Source organism: Rhizobium sp. 0TCS1.26 (assembly GCF_050455525.1).
Lineage (GTDB): Bacteria > Pseudomonadota > Alphaproteobacteria > Rhizobiales > Rhizobiaceae > Neorhizobium.
Window position 1 is genome coordinate 435,127 of sequence record NZ_JBCIYV010000001.1, and the last position, 20,522, is coordinate 455,648.

Annotated in this window: 20 protein-coding genes and 1 tRNA gene; 8 read left to right on the top strand and 13 right to left on the bottom strand. The window is 61.8% G+C overall.

Annotated elements, in window-relative coordinates; genetic code table 11:
- Positions 1 to 3: 3 nt before the first annotated feature.
- The 4 genes from AAIH46_RS02135 to AAIH46_RS02150 all read right to left on the bottom strand — a co-directional run bounded on the left by AAIH46_RS02135 (position 4) and on the right by AAIH46_RS02150 (position 3,111).
- On the bottom strand, positions 4 to 1,209 hold the full coding sequence (locus AAIH46_RS02135) for a beta-ketoacyl-ACP synthase (protein ID WP_430303874.1): 1,206 nt from the start codon (positions 1,207 to 1,209) through the stop codon (positions 4 to 6).
- Positions 1,210 to 1,237: 28 nt separating this feature from the next.
- Positions 1,238 to 1,708 (bottom strand): 3-hydroxyacyl-ACP dehydratase FabZ family protein, encoded by a 471-nt coding sequence (locus AAIH46_RS02140; protein ID WP_430303875.1) that lies wholly within the window; start codon positions 1,706 to 1,708, stop codon positions 1,238 to 1,240.
- A 23-nt stretch (positions 1,709 to 1,731) separates the two neighbouring features.
- Positions 1,732 to 2,010: an acyl carrier protein gene (locus tag AAIH46_RS02145; protein ID WP_034477251.1), complete on the bottom strand. Its 279-nt coding sequence runs from the start codon at positions 2,008 to 2,010 to the stop codon at positions 1,732 to 1,734.
- A gap of 141 nt (positions 2,011 to 2,151) precedes the next feature.
- Positions 2,152 to 3,111, bottom strand: coding sequence for a nucleoside hydrolase (locus tag AAIH46_RS02150; RefSeq protein ID WP_430303876.1), 960 nt, complete (start codon positions 3,109 to 3,111; stop codon positions 2,152 to 2,154).
- 172 nt (positions 3,112 to 3,283) lie between these two features.
- Between AAIH46_RS02150 and AAIH46_RS02155 the strand changes: the two genes are divergently transcribed.
- Entirely contained in the window at positions 3,284 to 4,069 is a 786-nt protein-coding gene (locus AAIH46_RS02155) for a TSUP family transporter (protein WP_430303878.1), read from the top strand.
- A 3-nt stretch (positions 4,070 to 4,072) separates the two neighbouring features.
- Here the strand turns inward: AAIH46_RS02155 and cobU are convergent, their stop codons facing one another.
- Positions 4,073 to 4,600 (bottom strand): bifunctional adenosylcobinamide kinase/adenosylcobinamide-phosphate guanylyltransferase, encoded by a 528-nt coding sequence (gene cobU / locus AAIH46_RS02160; RefSeq protein ID WP_430304971.1) that lies wholly within the window; start codon positions 4,598 to 4,600, stop codon positions 4,073 to 4,075.
- A 681-nt stretch (positions 4,601 to 5,281) separates the two neighbouring features.
- On the opposite strand from cobU, the gene AAIH46_RS02165 reads away from it, so the two are divergent.
- Positions 5,282 to 6,280 (top strand): glycine betaine ABC transporter substrate-binding protein, encoded by a 999-nt coding sequence (locus tag AAIH46_RS02165; protein ID WP_430303880.1) that lies wholly within the window; start codon positions 5,282 to 5,284, stop codon positions 6,278 to 6,280.
- Between the two features lie 225 nt (positions 6,281 to 6,505).
- Here the strand turns inward: AAIH46_RS02165 and AAIH46_RS02170 are convergent, their stop codons facing one another.
- Positions 6,506 to 6,664, bottom strand: coding sequence for an entericidin (locus AAIH46_RS02170; protein ID WP_430303882.1), 159 nt, complete (start codon positions 6,662 to 6,664; stop codon positions 6,506 to 6,508).
- A 387-nt stretch (positions 6,665 to 7,051) separates the two neighbouring features.
- Between AAIH46_RS02170 and AAIH46_RS02175 the strand changes: the two genes are divergently transcribed.
- On the top strand, positions 7,052 to 7,828 hold the full coding sequence (locus AAIH46_RS02175) for a formyl transferase (protein ID WP_430303883.1): 777 nt from the start codon (positions 7,052 to 7,054) through the stop codon (positions 7,826 to 7,828).
- Between the two features lie 580 nt (positions 7,829 to 8,408).
- On the opposite strand, the gene AAIH46_RS02180 is transcribed toward AAIH46_RS02175, so the two are convergent.
- Entirely contained in the window at positions 8,409 to 9,305 is an 897-nt protein-coding gene (locus tag AAIH46_RS02180; protein ID WP_430304972.1) for a LysR family transcriptional regulator, read from the bottom strand.
- Positions 9,306 to 9,660: 355 nt separating this feature from the next.
- On the opposite strand from AAIH46_RS02180, the gene AAIH46_RS02185 reads away from it, so the two are divergent.
- Together AAIH46_RS02185 and AAIH46_RS02190 are read left to right on the top strand one after the other, a co-directional pair.
- Positions 9,661 to 9,888 carry a hypothetical protein gene (locus AAIH46_RS02185; protein WP_430303884.1) on the top strand — a complete coding sequence of 76 codons (228 nt, stop codon included), beginning with the start codon at positions 9,661 to 9,663 and terminating at the stop codon, positions 9,886 to 9,888.
- Positions 9,889 to 10,145: 257 nt separating this feature from the next.
- Positions 10,146 to 11,165, top strand: coding sequence for a GlxA family transcriptional regulator (locus AAIH46_RS02190; protein WP_430303885.1), 1,020 nt, complete (start codon positions 10,146 to 10,148; stop codon positions 11,163 to 11,165).
- Positions 11,166 to 11,192: 27 nt separating this feature from the next.
- On the opposite strand, the gene AAIH46_RS02195 is transcribed toward AAIH46_RS02190, so the two are convergent.
- From AAIH46_RS02195 to AAIH46_RS02205, 3 genes are all read right to left on the bottom strand, one after another.
- A complete protein-coding gene (locus AAIH46_RS02195; protein WP_430303886.1) occupies positions 11,193 to 12,050 on the bottom strand; it encodes a response regulator in 858 nt (285 codons plus the stop codon).
- A 141-nt stretch (positions 12,051 to 12,191) separates the two neighbouring features.
- Complete coding sequence (locus AAIH46_RS02200) at positions 12,192 to 14,705, bottom strand: GcvT family protein (RefSeq protein ID WP_430304974.1); 2,514 nt, start codon at positions 14,703 to 14,705, stop codon at positions 12,192 to 12,194.
- A gap of 175 nt (positions 14,706 to 14,880) precedes the next feature.
- Positions 14,881 to 17,373, bottom strand: a complete 2,493-nt coding sequence (locus tag AAIH46_RS02205) for a mechanosensitive ion channel domain-containing protein (protein ID WP_430303887.1) — start codon at positions 17,371 to 17,373, stop codon at positions 14,881 to 14,883.
- A gap of 273 nt (positions 17,374 to 17,646) precedes the next feature.
- Between AAIH46_RS02205 and AAIH46_RS02210 the strand changes: the two genes are divergently transcribed.
- Positions 17,647 to 17,898 carry a GlsB/YeaQ/YmgE family stress response membrane protein gene (locus AAIH46_RS02210; protein WP_430303888.1) on the top strand — a complete coding sequence of 84 codons (252 nt, stop codon included), beginning with the start codon at positions 17,647 to 17,649 and terminating at the stop codon, positions 17,896 to 17,898.
- A 79-nt stretch (positions 17,899 to 17,977) separates the two neighbouring features.
- On the opposite strand, the gene AAIH46_RS02215 is transcribed toward AAIH46_RS02210, so the two are convergent.
- Positions 17,978 to 18,469 carry a heme-degrading domain-containing protein gene (locus tag AAIH46_RS02215; protein WP_430303889.1) on the bottom strand — a complete coding sequence of 164 codons (492 nt, stop codon included), beginning with the start codon at positions 18,467 to 18,469 and terminating at the stop codon, positions 17,978 to 17,980.
- A 260-nt stretch (positions 18,470 to 18,729) separates the two neighbouring features.
- Here AAIH46_RS02215 and AAIH46_RS02220 point away from each other — a divergent pair.
- Both AAIH46_RS02220 and AAIH46_RS02225 read left to right on the top strand, forming a co-directional pair.
- A tRNA-Lys gene (locus tag AAIH46_RS02220) sits at positions 18,730 to 18,805 on the top strand.
- A gap of 138 nt (positions 18,806 to 18,943) precedes the next feature.
- Positions 18,944 to 19,129 carry a hypothetical protein gene (locus tag AAIH46_RS02225; protein ID WP_430303890.1) on the top strand — a complete coding sequence of 62 codons (186 nt, stop codon included), beginning with the start codon at positions 18,944 to 18,946 and terminating at the stop codon, positions 19,127 to 19,129.
- Positions 19,130 to 19,228: 99 nt separating this feature from the next.
- On the opposite strand, the gene AAIH46_RS02230 is transcribed toward AAIH46_RS02225, so the two are convergent.
- Together AAIH46_RS02230 and AAIH46_RS02235 are read right to left on the bottom strand one after the other, a co-directional pair.
- Positions 19,229 to 19,489, bottom strand: coding sequence for a DUF6074 family protein (locus tag AAIH46_RS02230; RefSeq protein ID WP_430303891.1), 261 nt, complete (start codon positions 19,487 to 19,489; stop codon positions 19,229 to 19,231).
- Between the two features lie 159 nt (positions 19,490 to 19,648).
- Positions 19,649 to 20,338 carry a thermonuclease family protein gene (locus AAIH46_RS02235; protein ID WP_430303892.1) on the bottom strand — a complete coding sequence of 230 codons (690 nt, stop codon included), beginning with the start codon at positions 20,336 to 20,338 and terminating at the stop codon, positions 19,649 to 19,651.
- Positions 20,339 to 20,522: the final 184 nt, after the last annotated feature.

Below are 20,522 nucleotides of genomic sequence, written 5' to 3' on the forward strand. Positions count from 1 at the left end.
TCCTCAGCCGTTTGCCGACAGCACGGCAATGCCTTCGCCGCGCAGATAGCCGACCGTCGTTACCACCGCATGGGACGCGCCGCCGCTCATCGGCCGCTCATGCTCGGCGTCGAAGGCCGGAACCTGTGCATGTCCGTCGAGCGCCAGCGCTGCGAGCGCCAGCCCCAGCGGAAACTGTGCTTCCATGGCGTGACCGGCAACCCCGCCATAGCCGCGGATCGCCGCGCCCGGGAATTCCGCTTCCAGCGACGCACGTTCACGTGCCGCGAGATCGACCACGCCGCTCGATCCGGAAAATACCACCAGATCGCCCGTGGTCACGTCCGTCGCCAGACCAGCGAGCCGGGCAAGCCGTGTTTCCAGGCCCCGATCCGCGCGGTTGCCGCGGTCGCCCTCGATCGCATCGATCTTTGCGTAGATGTGCGCACCGCGGGCTTCCGCATGGGTGCGGGATTCCATCACCAGGAAGGCGCCGACCGATCCCATCATCATCCCGCCGCCATTGTCGACAGAACGAGACCACAGCGGGTGCCATTCGCCCGTGGCATGGGCCTGGATGCCCTCGACCAGCAGGATGATGTCCGGACGTTCGGCAACGAAGGCGCCACCGACCAGCGAATGCGTCGATTGGCCGGCCTTGATGCGATGATAGGCGGTCTCGACTGCCGAGATGCCGGCGGCTTCTTCGCCCATGAAGGTCCGCGACGAGCCGGTCACCTTGTGGACGATGGATATATTGCCGGCCATCAGATTCGAAAGCTGCGCGAGGAACAGCGTCGGGCGCAGTTCCGTGGTCAGCTTCTCGTTCAGAAGTCGTTCGCGGTCGTTGCGCTTCAGACCTTCGTCGACGATCATCGAGTCGACCTTGATATCGCGCTCGCCGCCGCCCGCTGCAACGATCATGTCCATCGACCCGCAGGCCTCGGCATCGTCCTTCAGGCCGGCATCGTCGAGAGCCAGTCCGGCGGCGAAGACACCTAGCCGCTGCCAGTTCTCCATCTGGCGCTGATCGCCGCGTTTGGCGATCTGTTGCGACCAGTCGATCTCCGGCATCGGATGCACCGGATAGGGCGCGAACCGTTCCGTCTCGACGCGCGGCCGACCGACTTCGCCGCCCGTCAGCAACGCGATATGCGGCTCCTTGCCAACCCCCGCGCAGGTGACGATCCCGACACCGGTGATCACGACATCATTGTCTGAGCTGCTCATAGTGAGATCAATCCTTCTCGCCTGCCGGTCACTCAGCGGCAAGCGCATCCATCAGCCCGACTTCCTCGGCCCGCTTGCGCACCACATCAGCCAGTGGCACCTCGTCGAACGGCATGGTCCGCAGCTTCAACTGCGCATCGCATACCCGCTTCCCCGCAACGGTGATCTTGGCCTTGGTCACGGCATAACCCGATCCCTCATGCTCCAGAAACACCTCGATGTCGAGGACCGCATCGGGTTCGACGAAGGTCCGCATCTTGGCGCCGTCGACCGACATCAGGAAAGGCATGGCGGCGAAGCCGCTCGCCCCGAGCACCAGGAAGCCACTGGCCTGCGCCATCGTTTCGATCAGCAGCACGCCGGGCACCAGTGGCATTCCGGGGAAATGCCCTTCGAACACTGGGCTTTTCGAAGGCACGACGGATCGCGCCTTCAACGTCTTCGCGTTGAGATCGATCGCTTCGACGCGATCGATCATCTGGAAATATTCAAGAAGCATGAGGCCTCGCCGGCAGCGGCATTTCAGCCCTTGGCCGCCCTCAACTCGTCGATCTTGGCGCACAGGTTTTTCAGAACGAAGTATTCCTCGGTCGAAACCTTGCCTTCGTTGACTTCCTGCGTCCACTGCTCGAGCGGAATCTTGATGCCGAATTCCTTGTCGATCGCAAAGACGATGTCGAGGAAGTCCAGGCTGTCGATGCCGAGATCGTCGATCGTGTGGCTCTCCGGAGTGATGGTAGCCCGATCGATCTCGCTCGTTTCGGCAATGATGTCGGCGACTTTATCGAAGGTAGCGGTCACGCTGATATCCTCTGAATGCTGATTAGTTAAGGTTCCACATAGGGAAAACCGGCTTCGATGCCAATGGGCCGCGAAGCTGGGAATGGAATTTTGCACCCGAACTGTTGCCTAAACAGCAACGCCGGGACCTGAAGCAGTGGCTCAGAGAGCCTGACCCGAGACGATAGCCGCACGGATCACCGCCAGCACCTCGTCCGGCCGCACCTTCGTGCAGACGAGTTGGCTCGGATGACTGTCCCAATGGCCGGGTGGAAAGCCTCTGCTGTCCGGTTTCTGGATCGTCTGTCCGTCCGCAATCCCGCCGCACACCACGCGGATGGGGCCACTTCGGGTTTCGAAGAGATCCGGCCGGACGAGATAGACGCAGGCGCAGCTGTCGTGCACCACCATGCCGTCGCCGACCCGCGTCTTGTAGAACTCGATATAGAACTGGGAAATGTCGGACAGCAGCCTGACGTCCTCGCCGCCTGAAGCGACCATCTCCGCCAGGAAGCCACTTGTCATGACCGTCTGCATCGTCACGTCGAGGCCGATGACGACGACCGGCCAGGCGGCGGTAAACACCACGTCTGCGGCCTCCGGATCGCCATGGATATTGGCTTCCGCTGCGGGCGATACATTGCCGTTGACGTCGAAGGCGCCGCCCATGATGACGACCTGCCTGACGAGGCTCGCAATCCCGGGATCGGCCTTTATGGCAAGGGCGAGGTTGGTCATCCGCCCAACGGCCACAAGCGTAATCTCGCCGGGATGGGCGCGGACCGTGTCGATAATGAACTGGTGGGCAGGGTGACCGTCTTCGACGCGGTTGATGATGTCAGGGATGGCGACCTCGCCGATGCCGTTTTCGCCATGGATCGCGGTCGGCCAGTAGCCGCCCTTGCGATCTGCATCCAACGTGACGCCGGCACCCCGGGCGACGGGCGCCGGAATGCTCCACGCTTCACCGAGGTAAAGTGCGTTGCGGGTGGTGATGTCGATCGGAGCGTTGCCGAAAACCGTCGTCACGCCCACCAGATCGATCTGCGGGTGCTTGTGAAGGAACAGCAGCGCCATCGCGTCGTCGATGCCTGGATCCGTGTCGAAAATGACTTTGTGCATGGAAGACATCCCGAGAATTTGAAAAGCGGCGCACCATACCGCCGAAGTTCGAGGACGCAAGAGCGCGGTGCGGTGCACATAGGCTTTGTGACACGCGGTGCTCGGTTGCATTGCGCTCGGGCCGGTGCAACAAGACCGGCCTTGCCTCCTATCGCTTTGACGAGTCTTCCCAGTGCACGATCTCGCGCCCCAAGTTCTATTGCTGCTGTTCCTTGCCGCCATTGTCGCCGGCTTCATCGATTCCATTGCCGGCGGCGGCGGGCTGGTCACGGTCCCCTGTCTTCTGCTGGCCGGCATCCCTCCCCTAGAGAGCATCGCCACCAACAAGGTTCAGGGACCCTTCGGCGCTGCTTCAGCAACGATCGCCTATGCACGGCGCGGCCACGTCAATTTGAAAAAGCAGCTGCCGATGGCTCTGATCGCCGTCATCGCGGGCGGCGGCGGCGCGCTGATCGCGTCGCATGTGCCGGCGCGCGTGCTGGGTGCGGCAATCCCGGTCCTGCTCATTGGCATCGCGCTGTTCTTCGCCCTGAAGCCCAATCTCTCGGATCTCGACAGCACCCGCAGGATTTCGCCGAGAATTTTTGCCGTCACCGCCGTGCCGTTGGTGGCGCTCTATGACGGCATCTTCGGGCCCGGCGCCGGCTCATTCTACATGCTCGGCTTCGTCCTGCTGGCCGGCTTCGGATTGCTTAAGGCGACGGCGCATACCAAGCTCATCAACCTCGGCTCCAATCTCGGCTCGCTGCTGGTCTTCGCCATCAACGGCTCAATTCTATGGAAACTCGGGCTGATGATGGGCGTCGGGCAGTTGATAGGCGCACAGATCGGTTCAAGGCTCGCCATGCGCGGCGGAGCCAAGCTGATCAAGCCGCTGCTGGTGCTTTCCTGCGTCGCCATGGCAGCCAAGCTGCTGTCTGACCCGAGCCATCCGCTTCGGCTGTGGCTGGGCGTCTGACCTTCAACCCTTCATCTTGAGCGGCAGGCCCGCGGCGACAAAGTAGACCTCGTCGGCAATCGAGGCGATCTGCTGGTGCAGCCGCCCGGCATGGTCGCGGAATTGCCGTGCCATCTTATTGTCTGGGACGATGCCGAGACCGACCTCGTTCGACACGAGGATGACCTGTCCCCGAATCTTCCGAAGCGCACCAGCGAGCTGCTCGCCCTCCCCTTGCACAGCGCGCTCCGCCATCATCAGGTTCGACAGCCAGAGTGTCAGGCAGTCGACCAGGATGACCCGGTCACCCGCATCGACATCGCCGATGGCCTCGGGCAAATCCACAGGCACCTCGTGCGTCATCCATCCGTCGCCGCGTTGCTCCTTGTGCTGCGCGATCCGCGTCTGCATCTCGTCGTCGAAGGGCTGCGAGGTGGCGATGTAGTGTCGCTCCAGGCAGCTCGATATAGCGAGGCTCTCAGAGAACACCGATTTTCCCGAGCGTGCGCCGCCGAGCACCAGGATGATTTTGCCGGATTGGGGAACGTCCATGAACACGCCAGGCAAGAGGGGAAGGACGGACCGGCCGACACGCATCATAGTCCATGAAAGGCGGCGAATTCGTAGATGAGGAGGTCGCCCGCCAGGCTGATCATGGTTTTGAGGCGCGGGCCTCGGCCGCCAGGGCGTCTCATCCGCCTGCGAAATGCAGCGCCGTCGACAAGGAGCACCTCAGCCTGTCCCTCAGGACACCGATTGTCCGTCCGCACCACCGCGAAGAGACGCGGCGGCACGTCGATATTTGGGGCCGCGAGGCGTATCTGTCAACGGTGCATGCAGCCACATCTCTTGCAGGGTAGGTCCGATCCCATGGGCGGCAACTTTGGGTGAGATGCGGGCAGGAGGTATCTGCGCCCTTTCGAGCGGCGGCGGCAAGGCTCCGGGACGCAATACCAATCCGGAGCCACCGCGGCCTGGCCACGCAGGACTGATAGCCCGTCATGTGTTACCGAGGCGTTAGTGCCGGTACCGAATGTTCGCCGGAGAGCTATATTTTCCGCAGCCCCATGAACTCGTCCTCCCGTCCTGGCGATGCGCCGACTTGTCTAGCGGCCCTGTCAGGATCAGCCTCGCGAAGCCCGATGGAGGTTGCTTTTCCTCGCCGAAGCCGTAGGCTCGAACAACCGCGGAAACGATGATGCAGACGATAGCGCTGCAGAGGTACAGGACAGGATGACACGGCTGCTCTCCTTTGCTGCTCTCGCGATCGGTCTCTCTGCAGGTGCCGCCTGTGCCGAGGCGGCTGACTGCGGAGACTTGACGATCGCCGAGATGACTTGGGGTTCTGCGGGCCTTGCGGCACATCTCGACAAGATCGTTCTTGAGGAGGGATACGGCTGCCAGGTTACGCTCGTTCCCGGTGACACGATGCCGACCTTCACCTCGATGAACGAAAGAGGCGAGCCGGATCTCGCGCCGGAAATGTGGGTTGACGGCGTGCGGACAGCGCTCGAGAAAGCGGCCTCCGAGGGACGGCTCATCCAGACAGTCGCGCTCTTGTCCGATGGTGGCGTCGAAGGCTGGTGGATTCCGAAATTTCTTGCTGACGCTAATCCGAAGATCCGGACGGTCCAGGACGCGCTTAAGTACCCCGACCTCTTTCCGGCATCAGATAATGGACGCAAGGGCGCGATCACCAACTGTCCCACGGGTTGGAACTGCCATGTAACGACGGAAAATCTCTATCGCGCTTTGAATGCTGAGGAGCGCGGCTTCCAACTGGTGCAGACGCGTTCGGCAGCCGAACTTGACGGGTCGATCGCCAAGGCGTTCGAAGAAAAGACCGGTTGGCTCGGCTATTACTGGGCGCCGACCGCAACGCTCGGCAAATACGATATGGTGAAACTGTCGTTTAACGTGCCGCACGACAACATGGAATGGAACAGGTGCACCGCCATTCCTGGCTGCGAGCACCCAAAGGCCAACGCCTATCCGGTCTCCGACGTTCAGACGGTTGTCACCCGACGCTTTGCCGATGAGGCAGGCGTTGCGATGGAATACGTCCAGACTCGAACATGGGACAACCAGACGGTCGGCAAGGTGCTGGCGTGGATGGACGAAGAGCAGGCTACCAGCGAAGACGGCGCGAAATACTTCCTCAGGACCTATCCAGACATCTGGACGAAGTGGGTCCCGCCGCATGTTGCGAAGAAGATCAAGGCGTCGCTGTGACATCGATGCAGCCGCTCAGCGTAGTGGTTCGACGCCGCGGACCGAGTGACAATTTTCCGCCGGCCCGCCTGAGACCGCGAGTGATTTGAATTCTTCATTTGGCCCGGCGAAACTTGATCGCTGTGAGGACCGTCATCAATCAAACAGCCGCAAGCACAACAGCATCCGGGATAGCATAAGAAAAAGCCGGTCCGACGTAGGACCGGCCTTCTCGGTCCGGGTGCCTTACTGGGCGGCCCGGTTAACACGCTTGCCAGCATCCTGCGTCGCATCGACGGTGTTAGCCGTATCGGCGCCCATGCCGCGAATGGTGTTGCCGCAGGAAGAAAGCGTCATGATTGCTGCGAAGAGGGCAGCGGTTACGGTAACTGTCTTGGCCGTCATGTCGAAATACTCCGATGGAAAGAGGCAAAATCGTGTCGGAAATCATGTTTCCGCTTCTGGAACGTACGAGACGCGAAAAGGTTCACGTGATTGCGTAGGGAGCGATTGCGAACGAAATCCTGCGCGCATGTCACCATCAGATCAACGAGCATATCGACCCTCGCCGCCTGCCGACTCTATGGCACGCGTACCTGTAAAAGATCGGGTGTCGGTGAAATCTTCCGGTGGGTCTCGACCGGCACGCAAGCTGCAGCCTATCTGGGGCTCGCGTATGAGTGCCGTCTTGCCGGTTTCGGCGATCTGTCGGCTACGCTTACCGCCGTTTAACGCTTTCTTGCGAGCCCGTGGTGGAGGATCCCGACGATCTGCTGGGAGGCTTGAAAACTGATGCCGGAATTGCGCGACGCCCGAGTGGCAGTATTGACAGCCGGCGGGGCGAACCCGCAGGTGATGATCAACGTGCTCGCCGCTCATTTTCCGAAGCTGCAGGTCATCCAGGAAGAGAGCGAAACCAAGCGCACGCTGCTGAAGCGACGAGCGCGAAGACTTGGGTGGCTAACGGCCCTCGGCCAGTTGGCGACCATGATCGTCTCGCGCTTCGGCAAGACGCTGGCAGCCCGGCGCAGCGCGGAGATCCTGAGCAGTCACAACCTGTCTGATGCATTCGACCCCGCCGTGCCTGTCCGCCATGTGGCATCTCTTAACGATCCCGAGGCGCATGCCGTGCTCGCGGAACTCAAGCCGGACCTCGTCTTCGCCATTTCATGCCGGCTCCTGTCGCGCGTGACGCTTGTCGCCATCTCCTGCCCCGTCGTCAACTTTCACGCCGGTATCAACCCGACCTACCGTGGCCAGATGGGCGGGTACTGGGCTCGCGTCGAACGCGACGAGGAGAATTTCGGCGCGACGATCCATCTGGTCGATGCCGGCACCGATACCGGCAAGACGCTCCAGGAGATCCGCCTCCGTCCCTCGCCACGGGACACGATCTCCACCTATCCCCTGCTGTTGACTGCCGCCGGCGCGCATCAGGTCGTCGCGGCACTGCGCGCCGTGCTGGATGGCACGGCAACCCCTTACGCTCCCGAAGGCCGATCGGAACTGCGTTTCCCGCCGCCATTGTGGACATACCTCTACCACGGCCTGACCCGCGGCATCTGGTAAGGCCCCCTCCTTGGAGCTTTGCGCAAGTGGCATCCGGAGCAGGTCGCCGCCGACGGCACCTAGATCAGGGTCTATCACGCTTACAATTCGGTCGACGGCGCTGTTGCAGCCACCTCGGCGGCACCCGCAGCCGCCGGCGGTCGACGTGGCGGCCCGACGCAACGACTTGCGTGTCCCCAAGTGCGACAGCTTCGCGAACGGTTACGCGGATAATGAGTGGAATGGCGGAATGCGCTTTCGCCTGTGTCTTCGGTCCGGTCATGACGATGCGGATGCGCAAGACGGAAAGGCCTCAGGATGCAGTATGACTGGACCGGGAGTGATGACCGCCGGCGCATGTTCGTCCGCCTCGGCTTCGTAATCGCCCTAGCGACGGCCTTGCTTGCCGCCGCCATTTTGCAATTGATGTGATGCACCAGACCCGCAACTCTTCTCGTGTGGATCGGTTGCGGGTTCTACCGCCGCGTTCGCAATCTGATCGGCGAGTCGATGTCTGACATAGACCCGCTCGTTCTCGTCTTGCGTCCGCCAGGCGCGGCCGCTCTGCCCGCAGGCGCCGCCGAAATCACGACTGAACGCGTCAGGCGGCAGCCTTTTCCCGTTCCGCATAGGCATCGCGGATGCTGTCCGCCACCGCCTTCGCCGGAACGGATAGGCTTGGCGCACAGAGAAGCCTTACGTCGAACGTCATCAGGTCGGGCAGCCCCTCCTTGACCCCGAGCACCGCCATATCCTCGGTGATATACGACCGCGGAAACGGTGCGATCGCCAGATCAGAGAGCACCGCGGCGCGCTGCGCCATCGTATTGGCACTGAGATAGGAAATCCGGTAGGGCCGTTTCATTCGCTCCAGCGCGTTCACCGCCGCCTGGCGCCAGATGCAGCCTTCCTCCCAGATGGAAATCGGCAACGGATCACGAAGATGCGCCGTTCCGCATCGGGCTCCGGCCCAGACAAGCTTGTCCTGGTAGACGATCTCCCCCGGTAGCGTCGTCGAATGATTGGAGAAATTCACCAGTGCAAGATCAAGCCGCTGCTCTTCCATCCGGCGTCTGAGCTTCAGGCTCATGTCGACCGTCACATCGACCATGATACCGGGAAACTTGCTGCCAAAGTTTTTCAGTATCCCCGGTAGCAGCCGCTCGGCGATGTCGTCTGCCGCCCCCAGGCGGACAACTCCCGACAGTTCCGGCATGATGAAACGTGACACCGCCTCGTTGGACAGGGCGATCATCCGCCGTGCATAGGATAGAAGCATCTCGCCGTGCGGCGTCAGCGACACCGACCGCGCATCACGCAGGAACAGCGTTACCCGCAACTGCTCCTCCAGCTTCTTGATCTGCATTGAGACCGCCGAGGGAGTGCGCAATACCGCCTCGGCGGCGGTAGAGAAATTGCCGGTGTCGGCAATCGCTACGAACGTCTTCAATACGTCGTTGTCGAGCAGAGGAAGCGCGGGACGGAAGGAGGCGTTCATCATCTGGCTTTCAATATTTTTGAACAGAGGAACGATATCACCGCGTTCGCTTCACAGTCAATCCGACGCGCGGCTCATCCGGATCAAGGTCGGATTCCGTCGCACCTTGATCTTGAGCGCAGGTCATGGCTGACGGGCACTCGGCAGATGGACTAGATATCTGCGCACCAGCGTCAACAAAATTGAAACTTAGCCGCACATCATTGCATTTGATTGACAGCAATTAATGGCGCATCTTCAGAAAGCTACGGATCTTCCATCAATAACTATCATGGATCGGATAATGTCGATCTGATTGATTGAACAGTTGGCGAGGCGCATCCATAGCTCGGCTAAACAACGAAAGGATTTGGCTGTGACCCTTGCTCTCCCGCATGCCCCGCCTGACCGGCGGGCCTATTCCTCACCTGTGCTCACGGAGCGCCTGGCGCTCCTGCTGCAGGCAGCCGGCCGCCGGCTGCTGCGGCACGCCGCTGAAAGCAACCGCCGCCGGACGGCCCTGCAACTGGAAGGTCTACCCTTCGACGTCCGCAAGGATATCGGCTGGCCTGCTGATGACATCGGCAACGGGCCAAAGTCCTAGCATGGACCATCACCGCTCTGCTTCAAGCCCGCGCTGAACCGACACCGGTAGCGCGGGCGATGCGTCTAGCGTTTCGGCTAAACTTTCGGCAGATCCGGGCATCCACGTGTGCATCTGTGCAACCAAGCGCCAATCGGGAACGTCTCCAAAGACACTCCTGCCCGCGCGACGGCATTAGAGATGTAGATGTCGCAAACGAGACATTGAACAACCATAATTTCAAGCGAGGAATGTTGAACCGCCACGGAGTTCCCGCGATGAACAAGCACCCCGCCCACAAGCGTACCCTGGTCTTCTTCCTCGTGCCGAATTTCACGATGCTGCCATTCTCGGCAGCGGTCGAAACCCTGCGGATCGCCAACCGAATGCTCGGCTATCCAGCCTATGAGTGGCGCCTCTCCTCCGTTGACGGCGAAAAGGTCTCATCCTCCAGCGGCATTGCCATCGAGGTCAACACCTCGCTTGCCGAGGAGCGCCGCAACATCAGCGGCGAGCACCGTCCGAACATGGTGCTGATCTGTTCCGGCATTCAGATCGAGGACTTCAACAACAAGTCGGTGCACGCTTTCCTGCGCGAGACCTACAACCGCGGCACTGCGGTCGGCAGCCTCTGTACCGGCGCCCATGTGCTGGCCCAGGCCGGCCTCCTGAACGGCAAGCGTTGCGCGATCCACTGGGAAAACCTTCCGGGCTTTGCCGAGACCTTTCCGCAGGCGGAGGTCTATGCGGATCTCTACGAAGTCGACAGCAACCTCTACACATGTGCCGGCGGCACCGCATCGCTCGACATGATGCTCAATCTCATAGGCCAGGATTTCGGCGAGGCGTTGGTCAACCGTGTCTGCGAGCAGCAGCTGACGGACCGCGTCCGCAACCCGCACGACCGCCAGCGCCTGCCCCTGCGGGCTCGCCTCGGCGTGCAGAATAGCAAGGTACTGTCGATCATCGAGCTGATGGAAAGCAATCTGGCAGAGCCACTCTCGCTCGTCGAGATCGCCGACGATGCGGACCTCTCACGTCGTCAGATCGAACGGCTGTTCCGCCAGGAGATGGGCCGTTCGCCTGCGCGCTACTATCTCGAGATCCGTCTCGACCGCGCGCGTCATCTGCTGGTCCAGTCGTCGATGCCAGTGGTGGAGGTCGCAGTGGCCTGTGGCTTCGTCTCGGCCTCGCATTTTTCCAAATGCTACCGCGAGGTCTACAACCGCTCCCCTCAGCAGGAACGCGCCGAGCGCAAGATGACGCTCAGCAGCGCGCGTGCCGGCGTCGCAGCTTGACGCCTGGCATATGTCGCGGCCGACGGATTAGGCCGGCACGGCGAGACTGGCAGCCGCGTCGCGGGCGTTCGATGCCTTGATGGTCCGGATCTGCGATAGCGTGTCGAGGTTCTGGTTGACGCGGCAGTAGAACTCCTCGTCGATGAACGGCCGCAGCATGAAGTCGTTGCCACCGGCCTTCAGGAACCGCGCCGAGAGCAGCCGGTTGGTCGAGGACGACACGCCGATAACCCTTAATTCGTGCGAACCGCGAACCGAGCGGATACGACGTGTAAGCTCGAAGCCGTCGATGTCTGGCATGTTGTAGTCTGTCACGACGAGACCAATATCGGCATTCTTCTTCAACAGATCGATCGCCTTGGCGCCGCTTTCGGCGACGCTGACACGAAAATTGTAGCGCTTCAGGCGGGTCGACAGCAGCGCCCGGGCCGTCGGGCTGTCGTCGACGATCAGCACGTGATGGCGGTGGTTTGTGAGGAACCGGCAGACCGATTCGACCAGCATCTCGACGGCGAAGATGTTGTCCTTCAGGATATAGTCGACGATATCCTTGGCGAGCAGCTTCTCGCGCGTCTGCTCCTGGAACGTCCCGGTGAAAACGATCGTCGGAATATTGAGGTCAAGCAGATATTCCAGCGCCTCGCCGTTCTCTGCACCTGGGAGGTTGATGTTGGAGATGGCCAGCCGGACCGGTTCTTCCGACAGCTCGTTTGCCGTGGTGAGATCGTCGTAAGTCCGGCAGATCTCGACGTCGATATCGAAAATCTCCTTCAAACGCTGCCGCACCATCGAGGTGAAGACGTTCGAATCCTCAGCGAGGAGAATCCGGGCATCCGGAAATTTTTCCCCAGTATACTGCATTCCAGAAACACCCAGATACGTCATGACAAGCCTTTTGATCCCCAATCGTCGTGACGATAAGGCACGCGGATTTCGGAACCATTAAGCAGGAGCGGGTGGACGACAGGCAAGACTTGAATAAGCGGCCACAGGAAGTCGCTTTTCGGGTGTCCGGAAAGTTCTTATTCAGGCACGCAGGACGTTGTTGTCGGGATCGAACGGGCTTTCTCCGATAACCTCTGCCTCATACAGCGTTCCGAGGATCTTGACCTTGAGCTGCGTACCGAGAGCTGCCTGTTCAGGCTTCAGCATCGCCAGCGCCAGCGACTTGCCGACGCGCCAGCCGAATCCGCCGCTGGTCACGCGTCCAACGATGTCCCCTGCCTCGTTGTAGATCGCCTCAGAGCCGCGCGCGTCGACTTCCGTGTTGCCGCGTACCTCCACCGTGCTGAATGTCCATTTCAGGCCGGCATCGCGGTAGGATACGAGCCCATCGCGACCGAGGAATGGCTTTTCAGGCTTGATGAAGCGGTCGAGGCCGGACTCATAGGCATTGTATTCAATCGACAGTTCGCGGCCCATGTTGCGATACGACTTCTCGACAGCCATCGAAACCATGGCACGGATCCCGAACGGCCTGATACCAAACTCGGCACCCGCTTCCATCAGCCTGTCGAAGATATAGGCCTGCATCTCGATCGGATGATGCAGCTCCCAGCCGAGCTCGCCGACGAAATTGACGCGCAGAGCATGTGCGCTGGCAACGCCGACGGAGATCGGCTTTGCCGTCAACCATGGGAAATCTTTGTTGTCCAGGCTGGTGCGCGTCAGCTTCTTCAGCACGTCGCGTGACCGTGGTCCGGCAAGCACCAGTACCCCGTATTTCTGGGTGATCGGCTGCAGCACGACAGAGCCGTCCTGCGGCAGGAGCCGCCACAGAAGGTCGTGATCGTGCGCCTCAAGACCACCGGCTGAGACCATGTAGAAACGGCCCGGCGCCCATTCGTAGATGGTGAACTCGGCACGCACGCCGCCGGCCGGCGTCAGAATATGGGCGAGCGTGATGCGGCCGCGCTTCTTCGGTATGGCGTTGGCGAAGATTGTTTCCAGCCAGGCCCGTGCGCCGGGACCCGAAACCTCGATCTTGGCAAACGGCGACATGTCGAGCACGCCGACATTCTCCGTGACGTTCTTCACCTCGCTGCCGACATGCTCGAAATAGTTCGAGCGGCGGAACGACCATTTTTCGACGACCCGGCCATCGTCGGTCCGTGGCGCATGGTTGTGGCTGGTGATGACGTCGGCGCCGACGCCGAGATCCTCCTCCGGCACCGCGTAGCCGGCTGGCGCGAACCAGTTGGCACGTTCCCATCCGTAGACCGAGCCGAACACGCCGCCGAGCGCCTTGAGGCGATCGTAGACCGGCGTCGTCTTCAGCGGCCGGGCGGCGGCGCGCTCCTCGTCGGGGTAATGCATGGTGAAGACGTTGGCATAGGCCTCCTCGTTCTTAGCGATGAGGTAGCCTTCCGTCGCGTACGGTCCGAAGCGGCGCGGATCGACGCCCATCAGGTCGACCGTCGGCTCGCCGTCGACGATCCATTCGGCGAGCTGCCAACCGGCGCCACCTGCGGCCGTGATGCCGAAGGAGTGTCCCTCGTTCAGCCAGAAGTTCTTGAGCCCCGGCGCAGGGCCGACAATCGGGTTGCCGTCCGGCGTATAGGCGATCGCGCCGTTATAGACCTTCTTGATGCCGACTTCACCGAACGCCGGCACCCGGGCGATAGCTGCCTCGATGTGCGGCATCAGCCGGTCGAGCTCTTCCTGGAAAAGCTCGTACTCGCTCTGGTCCGAAGGTCCATCGACGTAGCAGACTGGAGCGCCGACCTCGTAGGGGCCGAGGATCAGGCCGCCGGCTTCCTCGCGCATGTACCAGGCGCTGTCGGATTCGCGCAGCACGCCCATTTCCGGCAGCCCCTGACGGCGACGTTCTTGGATGGCCGGATGCGGCTCGGTGACGATGTACTGGTGCTCGACGGGAATGACCGGAATATTGATGCCGACCATCTCGCCGGTCTTGCGAGCAAAATTGCCGGTACAGGAGATCACGTGCTCGGCGGTGATGTCGCCCTTGTCGGTCGTCACCACCCACTGCCCGTCGTCCTGCTGCGCGATGCCCGTCACCGTCGTGTTGCGGTAGATCGTGGCGCCGAGGTCGCGGGCGCCCTTGGCAAGCGCCTGGGTCAGGTCCGCCGGCTGAATGTAGCCATCGTCGGGATGCTGGATGGCGCCGAGCAATCCGTCCGTCTCGCAGAGTGGCCAGACCTCCTTCACCTGTTCCGGTGTCAGAAGATTGACCTTGACGCCGATCGTCTCGGCGATGCCGGCGTAGTACATGTATTCGTCCCAGCGGTCCTTGGTGCGCGCCAGGCGGATGTTCGACACCTTGGAGAAGCCGACATTCATGCCGGTTTCCTGCTGCAGCTCCTCGTAGAAGCGAACCGAATACTTGTGCAGCTGGCCGACGGAATAGCTGAGGTTGAAGAGCGGCAGCAGTCCCGCAGCGTGCCAGGTGGAGCCCGAGGTCAGTTCCTTCCGCTCGATCAGGACGACGTCGCTCCAGCCCTTCTTCGCCAGATGGTAGAGGGTCGAGACACCGACGACGCCGCCTCCGATAACCACTGCCCGCGCCTGTGTCTTCATCACCCAACCCTCTCAACCTTCCGCCAGCGTTCACGACGCGGCGGATCGGACTCGCAATGGGCTGGACTATGCAGTTCCGGCCCGCCTGCCAGATGCCTGATAACGACAGCGAAAGAGCTTGGCGCGACGAGCGCAGCTTTGGCAACAGGATCGCCTGGAAGGACCGCGGCTGCCGTTACTTTCCGTCGTCCTCCGGCAGCGTCTCCGGCTGTGCAGGAGGGATCGGCTGCGGCATCGGATGCGGTTGCCCGGCCTGGCGCGCGGTGAACACGGTGCCGCTGACGTTGATATCCTGATGCGGGAACGGCATCTCGATGCCAGCCTCCCGGAAGCGACGCAGCACTTCCATCCGCACGCGGTTTCGAACCGCCAACCCGTCGTTCATGTCGGCAAGGTGGAAGCGCAGCTCGAAATCAAGCGACGAAGCGCCGAACCGCAGGAATTCCACATGCGGCTCCGGATTGCGCAGTGCCTCTGGTATCTCGTTGGCGATCTGCATCAGAAGGTCGATGACCTGCTGCGGATCAGTGTCGTAGCTGACGCTCACCGGCACCTCCGAACGCTGGACCCGGTTGCGGTGGGTCCAGTTTCCGACGGCCGCGTTGATGAGATCGGAGTTCGGCACGATGATCGACTGCTTGCGGAAGGTCTCGATCTCGGTGGCGCGCACAGAAATTCGCTTGACGATGCCTTCCGTCGTTCCGGTAACCACATGATCGCCGACCTTGAACGGGCGCTCTACGAGAAGGATGAGCCCCGAGACAAAATTGGAGACGATGTTCTGTAACCCGAAGCCGATACCAACGGAGAGCGCGCTCGCCACCAGCGCCAGGCTCGACAGGTCGATGCCTGCCGCCGAGATGCCGACGACGGCGGCAAGACCCATCCCCAGATAGCCGATGCCCGTCTTCACCGAATTTCGGACGCCGAGATCAACCTGGCTGCGCGCCATGACGTTGCGATCGATCCAGCGCTGGGCAAAGCGGGTGCCGAGATAGCCGAGGAGGAACAGCAGGATGCCGCCGAGGATGCCGATCAGCGAGATGGAGATGCTGCCGATCGATATCTGCGTGAACAGCCGGTAGGCGGCCGCCTGGATGTCCTGGATCTGGAAGCCCCAGGTGAGCAGGATCATCGGAACGCCGAAGACCAGCGCCACGGCATAGATGCCGAGCCCGGAGGCAAGGCCGATCTGATCAAGCGCCACCTCCGACAGCCGGTAGCGGCCAGCGAGATAGCGTCCGACGGAGGTACGGGCGAAGGCGCCCTGCTTGCCGACCGCCTTGCCCGAGAGAATGCCAATATACATCGTCACGACCAGCGCGCCGGTGAGAACGATCTGCGTCGCGGCGAAGCGCGCCAGTCCGACATAGCCGGCAAGAACCGCCAGGATCAGCGCCACGCCTGCAGCCCGCAACAGCAGCGGGAAGCCGCGCGGCCAGGGCCGGCCCGGGGAGTCCGGATCCCTGTCTTCCGCCAGCAGCGGCTTCATGAACGACATCAGCAGCAGGATGACGCCAATCAACACCGAGGCGATCAGGCTCTTGGCGATGGTGAGGACCACAGGGGAGTTCAGCACCTCGCTGATTTCCGCCAGCACGTAGTCCAGGCCGTTGATCACCGCCATCAGCAGCGTCAGCCAGTACATGCGCCGGGCGCCGCGGTTCGACATGCGAATGAGGCGCCAGTTTGGATGGAGCGGCGCAAACACCAAGCCGCTCAGGCGAGCCACGAATACCACCACCCAGATCATCCCGAGCAGCGCTCCCAGCACCGGCGCGATGTCGGGCCGCAGCACGTTGAAGCTGACCAGGAAAAAGAAGGTCGATGCCAGGAAAGCGGACAGTGAGAAGGTCTGCACGATCAGCGACCAGAAGGCAAACGACAGCCGGGTGATGAAGGGTGGGCTCTCCATCGCCAGGTCGCGCTTCACCATCCGGCCGAAAAATCGGTAGCCGCCGGCAAGAAACAGCAGGGCCGCACCGAACGACAGGACCACGGCTCCAAGAAACTGGAGCTTCTTGAACTTCCACGCAAACGCCAACCAGCCGGCAAGCGTTGCGGTGAAGGTGCCGATCTCGTCGATGAAAGCGGAGCCGGCATCGATGAAGACGCCCGGCGACAGTTCCGTGTGCTTGAGGAGCGTTGCCGAGAAAAGCCGGCGCCGCTGCTCGGTGATCTTGCCTGAGAGTTCGCGCGCGCCGGCGACGATGTGGTTGATCTCGCTGCCGGTCGCCGTCAGTTCGGTCCGCTCGGCCGTCAGCCGTTCACGCTCTTCGGTGACCACGACGGCCTCCGGCGGCTGTCCCTCCTTCGGTGGCTCTCCAAGTTCCTTCAGGCGCGCCTGGATCTGTTCGACCCGCTGGTTCAGGTCCGCCAGGATCGCCGTCAGTTGCAGGTCCACGTCGTCGGACTGCGCCTTGAAGTCCGCCAGTTGCACGTCCTCGACGTTTTCAGCATCCGCCTGGGCGCGGAGCGCCTGGAGGCTCTTGCCGGCATCGGCTGCGGCCTTCTGCGATCGCGTCGTCAGCCGGTCAGGAGCGGTATCGGCCGCCGGCACGGCATCAGGCGTCGATGCTGAGCCCGCGTCGGGTGCCGGCGCCGGTGGCGGCGCTGCTGCCGATGGCGGCGCGGGCTCGGACTGCGCCAGCACGGCAGCTGGAACCACTGCCGATGCGACCAGGCAAAGGACGAGGACGGCATGGCGAAGGAGCGCCGGCGTTGATCGAAAAACACGGTTCTGCAAGTCCGTTGACCTCATCGAAGATGGCGCATCCAGTTAAAGACAGCCGCTTGTAAAAGAAAGCGCTTCCTCAGAACCGGCTTTGATCGCGGCCCTTGGAGAAGATTTCCCCGGCAGAACTATGGCGTGTTCCAAAGCTCGGGAACCTGAAGCGAGGATCCGCGTTGATGGGGCGCAACCACAATGGAAGGGACAATTATGGAAAGCGCAGGCATCGGCTGGATCGCAGCTATCATCATCGGGGGTATCGCCGGCTGGCTCGCAGAGCAGTTCATGAAGAGCAACATGGGCGTTCTGATGAACATCCTGCTCGGCATCGTCGGCGCGATCATTGCCAACGCCATTCTGGGCATCTTCGGCGTCGTTCTGGGCGGCTGGATCGGCTACCTGATCGCCGGCTTCATCGGCGCTTGCATCCTGATCGCCGTTGGCCGGATGATCAGACGATAATTGTCGTCACCATTCTGTCGGAGGGCCGCCATCGCGCGGCCCTTTTTCGTTGTCGATGGACCGATTTGGAAGAGGTCTCTCAAGGTAGCCGGAGATGGCTCGGCTCGATGCCGAGATGCAGTGCCAGCGCTTCGACGACCAGATTATGGTCTTCCCGCTGCGGCAGGCCGGACACCGTCACCGCACCGATGCACCCCACTCCGATGACGCGAATTGGAAAGCTGCCGCCGTGCGCTGCGTAGTCGGCGGATGACATCCCCGATTTCGCTTCCGTCGTCGTGTTCTGCTGCGCCAGTTCGAGTCCGATAGCGTAGCTCGGCCGCAGCAGCCTCAGCGTCAGATTGCGCTTGCGGCGGATCCAGTGCTCGAAATCGGGCCTGGCGCCAGGCAGTGCGGCAAAGAACGCCTGCATCCCGTTGATCTGGATGTCGATCGAAAGGACATGGCCTACAGATGACGCGGCCGCGCGAATATGCTGGCCGAGAGACCAGGCGGAATCGAGATTGAAGTGCTCGAAGCAGAGCGCCTCTTCCTGCGCGGCAATCCGCACCAGATCGTCTTTCGTCGACATCCTCATCTCCTCCTCTGATAGACGGCTCCACTAGATGGACGCCGCAAACTGCGCTGTAAAGCCCACCCGATGGCTGGCGGTTGGCTGCAGGCAAGCCGTTTGCGACGTCCTTTATGAGTTGGACGCAACGTTATCCCCAGGCCGCTGGCCAATTGAAAAGAAACGAAAGTTTTTTCACATGGGTGCTAGACAAGCCTGCGCATCCTCTTTATACGCCCCTTCACACCAGCGGCGCCGCCGAACGGAAGCGCCACGGGGATGGGTGATTAGCTCAGTTGGTAGAGCAGCTGACTCTTAATCAGCGGGTCGTAGGTTCGAGCCCTACATCACCCACCAAACATTTTCCTGACAGGTCATATCAGAGAGCTGCAGCGCAAGCTGCGGCAGAACTGCAACGATTACAGATGTCGTTCGACAGGCTCTTGCAGTCTGGCGTCGCATGTACGATCTACGCGGCATAGACTGGAGATCGTCATGAACAAGAAATCCGCCGCTGTTGCACTTATCCTCGCTTTCGCGAGCCTCAGCCTTGCCGGCTGCACGTCCACGGGCAATCCGCACATCTATCAGGGACAGCCCGTCGGCGGCTTCGTCCAGGAACATGGCGGCGCCAATCCCGAACCGGTCGTCTGGCCGTCCGCGGTCGGCGGCGGCTACTGATCCTGCCGATCAGGCATTCTCGCTGAGAGCCTCGGCGAGGCCGCTGGATATTGCGGCCTCCGCCGGAATCGATCAGGGAACTGAGAAGATGCGCGGGAATCAGGCGCGGGCGTCGACGGCTAGATCGTCGTCTGCCGCGAACAATGCCTGCAGTTCCATCTGCACGGCATTCATGAACAGCGCCGCCTGACGCGAGATCTCTTGTGGCTCAGCGCCCTGCTGCGCAAGTTCCGCGGCGATCGCCCGCATTTCGGAACGCCAGTACTGGTTGGCTTCTTCGCCATGAAGCGTCAGGAGCGCCTGCGCGCAACGGCGGATATCGGCAGTCCGTCTATCGGCCGGGAAATGGGCAAGCGTCATGGTGTCTCCTGCTACGCACGCGTTCGAATCAAACTCACTTAGGCAAGATCGCCTGAACTGGTTCCCAAATCCTAAACACGCTGCGGACAATCCGGCCGATGCCTCGGTCCGAAACAGCGGCCCGGGTCTGCCGGCGCAGCCGCATCTTCCGGTCGCCGGTCAGTTGCACCAGGTTCTTCCGCCATCCGAACCGGTCCGCACCAGACCTTCGCGAGCAAGCTGAGCGCCGATCGACTGGCCGTTGCGCATCACTACCCTGAGCTTTCGGCCTTGCCCGTCCTCATCCTTGTTCGGCCAGTCGGCGAGTTCGAACGTGCCGGCATTCAGCAGATCCCGAAGCCGCACCTTCGCCGCAAAACCCTTGGCGCGCTCTCCGTCGCACCGGGCATTCTGCGACGCCGGCGCCGAGATATCCGCAAGTCGGATCGCCTGCTTGCGGAACCAGAAAACATCGCCGTCCGCGACGCAGTTGTCGAGGCCGGACGTGCCGCAGAAGTAGAAGGTGCCGTGGAAGTTCTTGCCGACCAGTTCGCCGGCCTCCGGCTTGCTGATGGGCACCGCCGCCATTGGAACTGCCGTAACCGGTGCGCGTGGCACTGGGTGAGCGAGCGGCACGGCAGGTGCGGGACGGTCTTTCGGCCGGCTTTCGGTCGCCGCCAGCAGCCGGGCCGGCGCGGTCTTGAACACCGTTGGTGTCCACCTTTGAAGCTGGTCGCCATGCTCGTAGGCCGTGATGGCGCCTGCGACACCGACGAGCGCCACCACCCAGGGCCAGACCCGGTTGCCGCTCTTCTTCCTGGTCGTCCGACGCTTGGTCCGCCGTCCTTTGCTTGCAGATGCGTTGGCCATGATCGCTCCATTCCAAGATGGCTGCATCATCCTCCGTGGAGGTTGCCAAAGAGTTTTCAGCCGCGGCTTCATCCCCGGTTTTGGCATAGGATGTCAGGACACAGAAAACGTGGGTTGGAACTTTGGATCAGGATTGAAGTTAGCGCCTCGTCGCTACGGTATTGTTCTGCCGGCAGCGCATGGG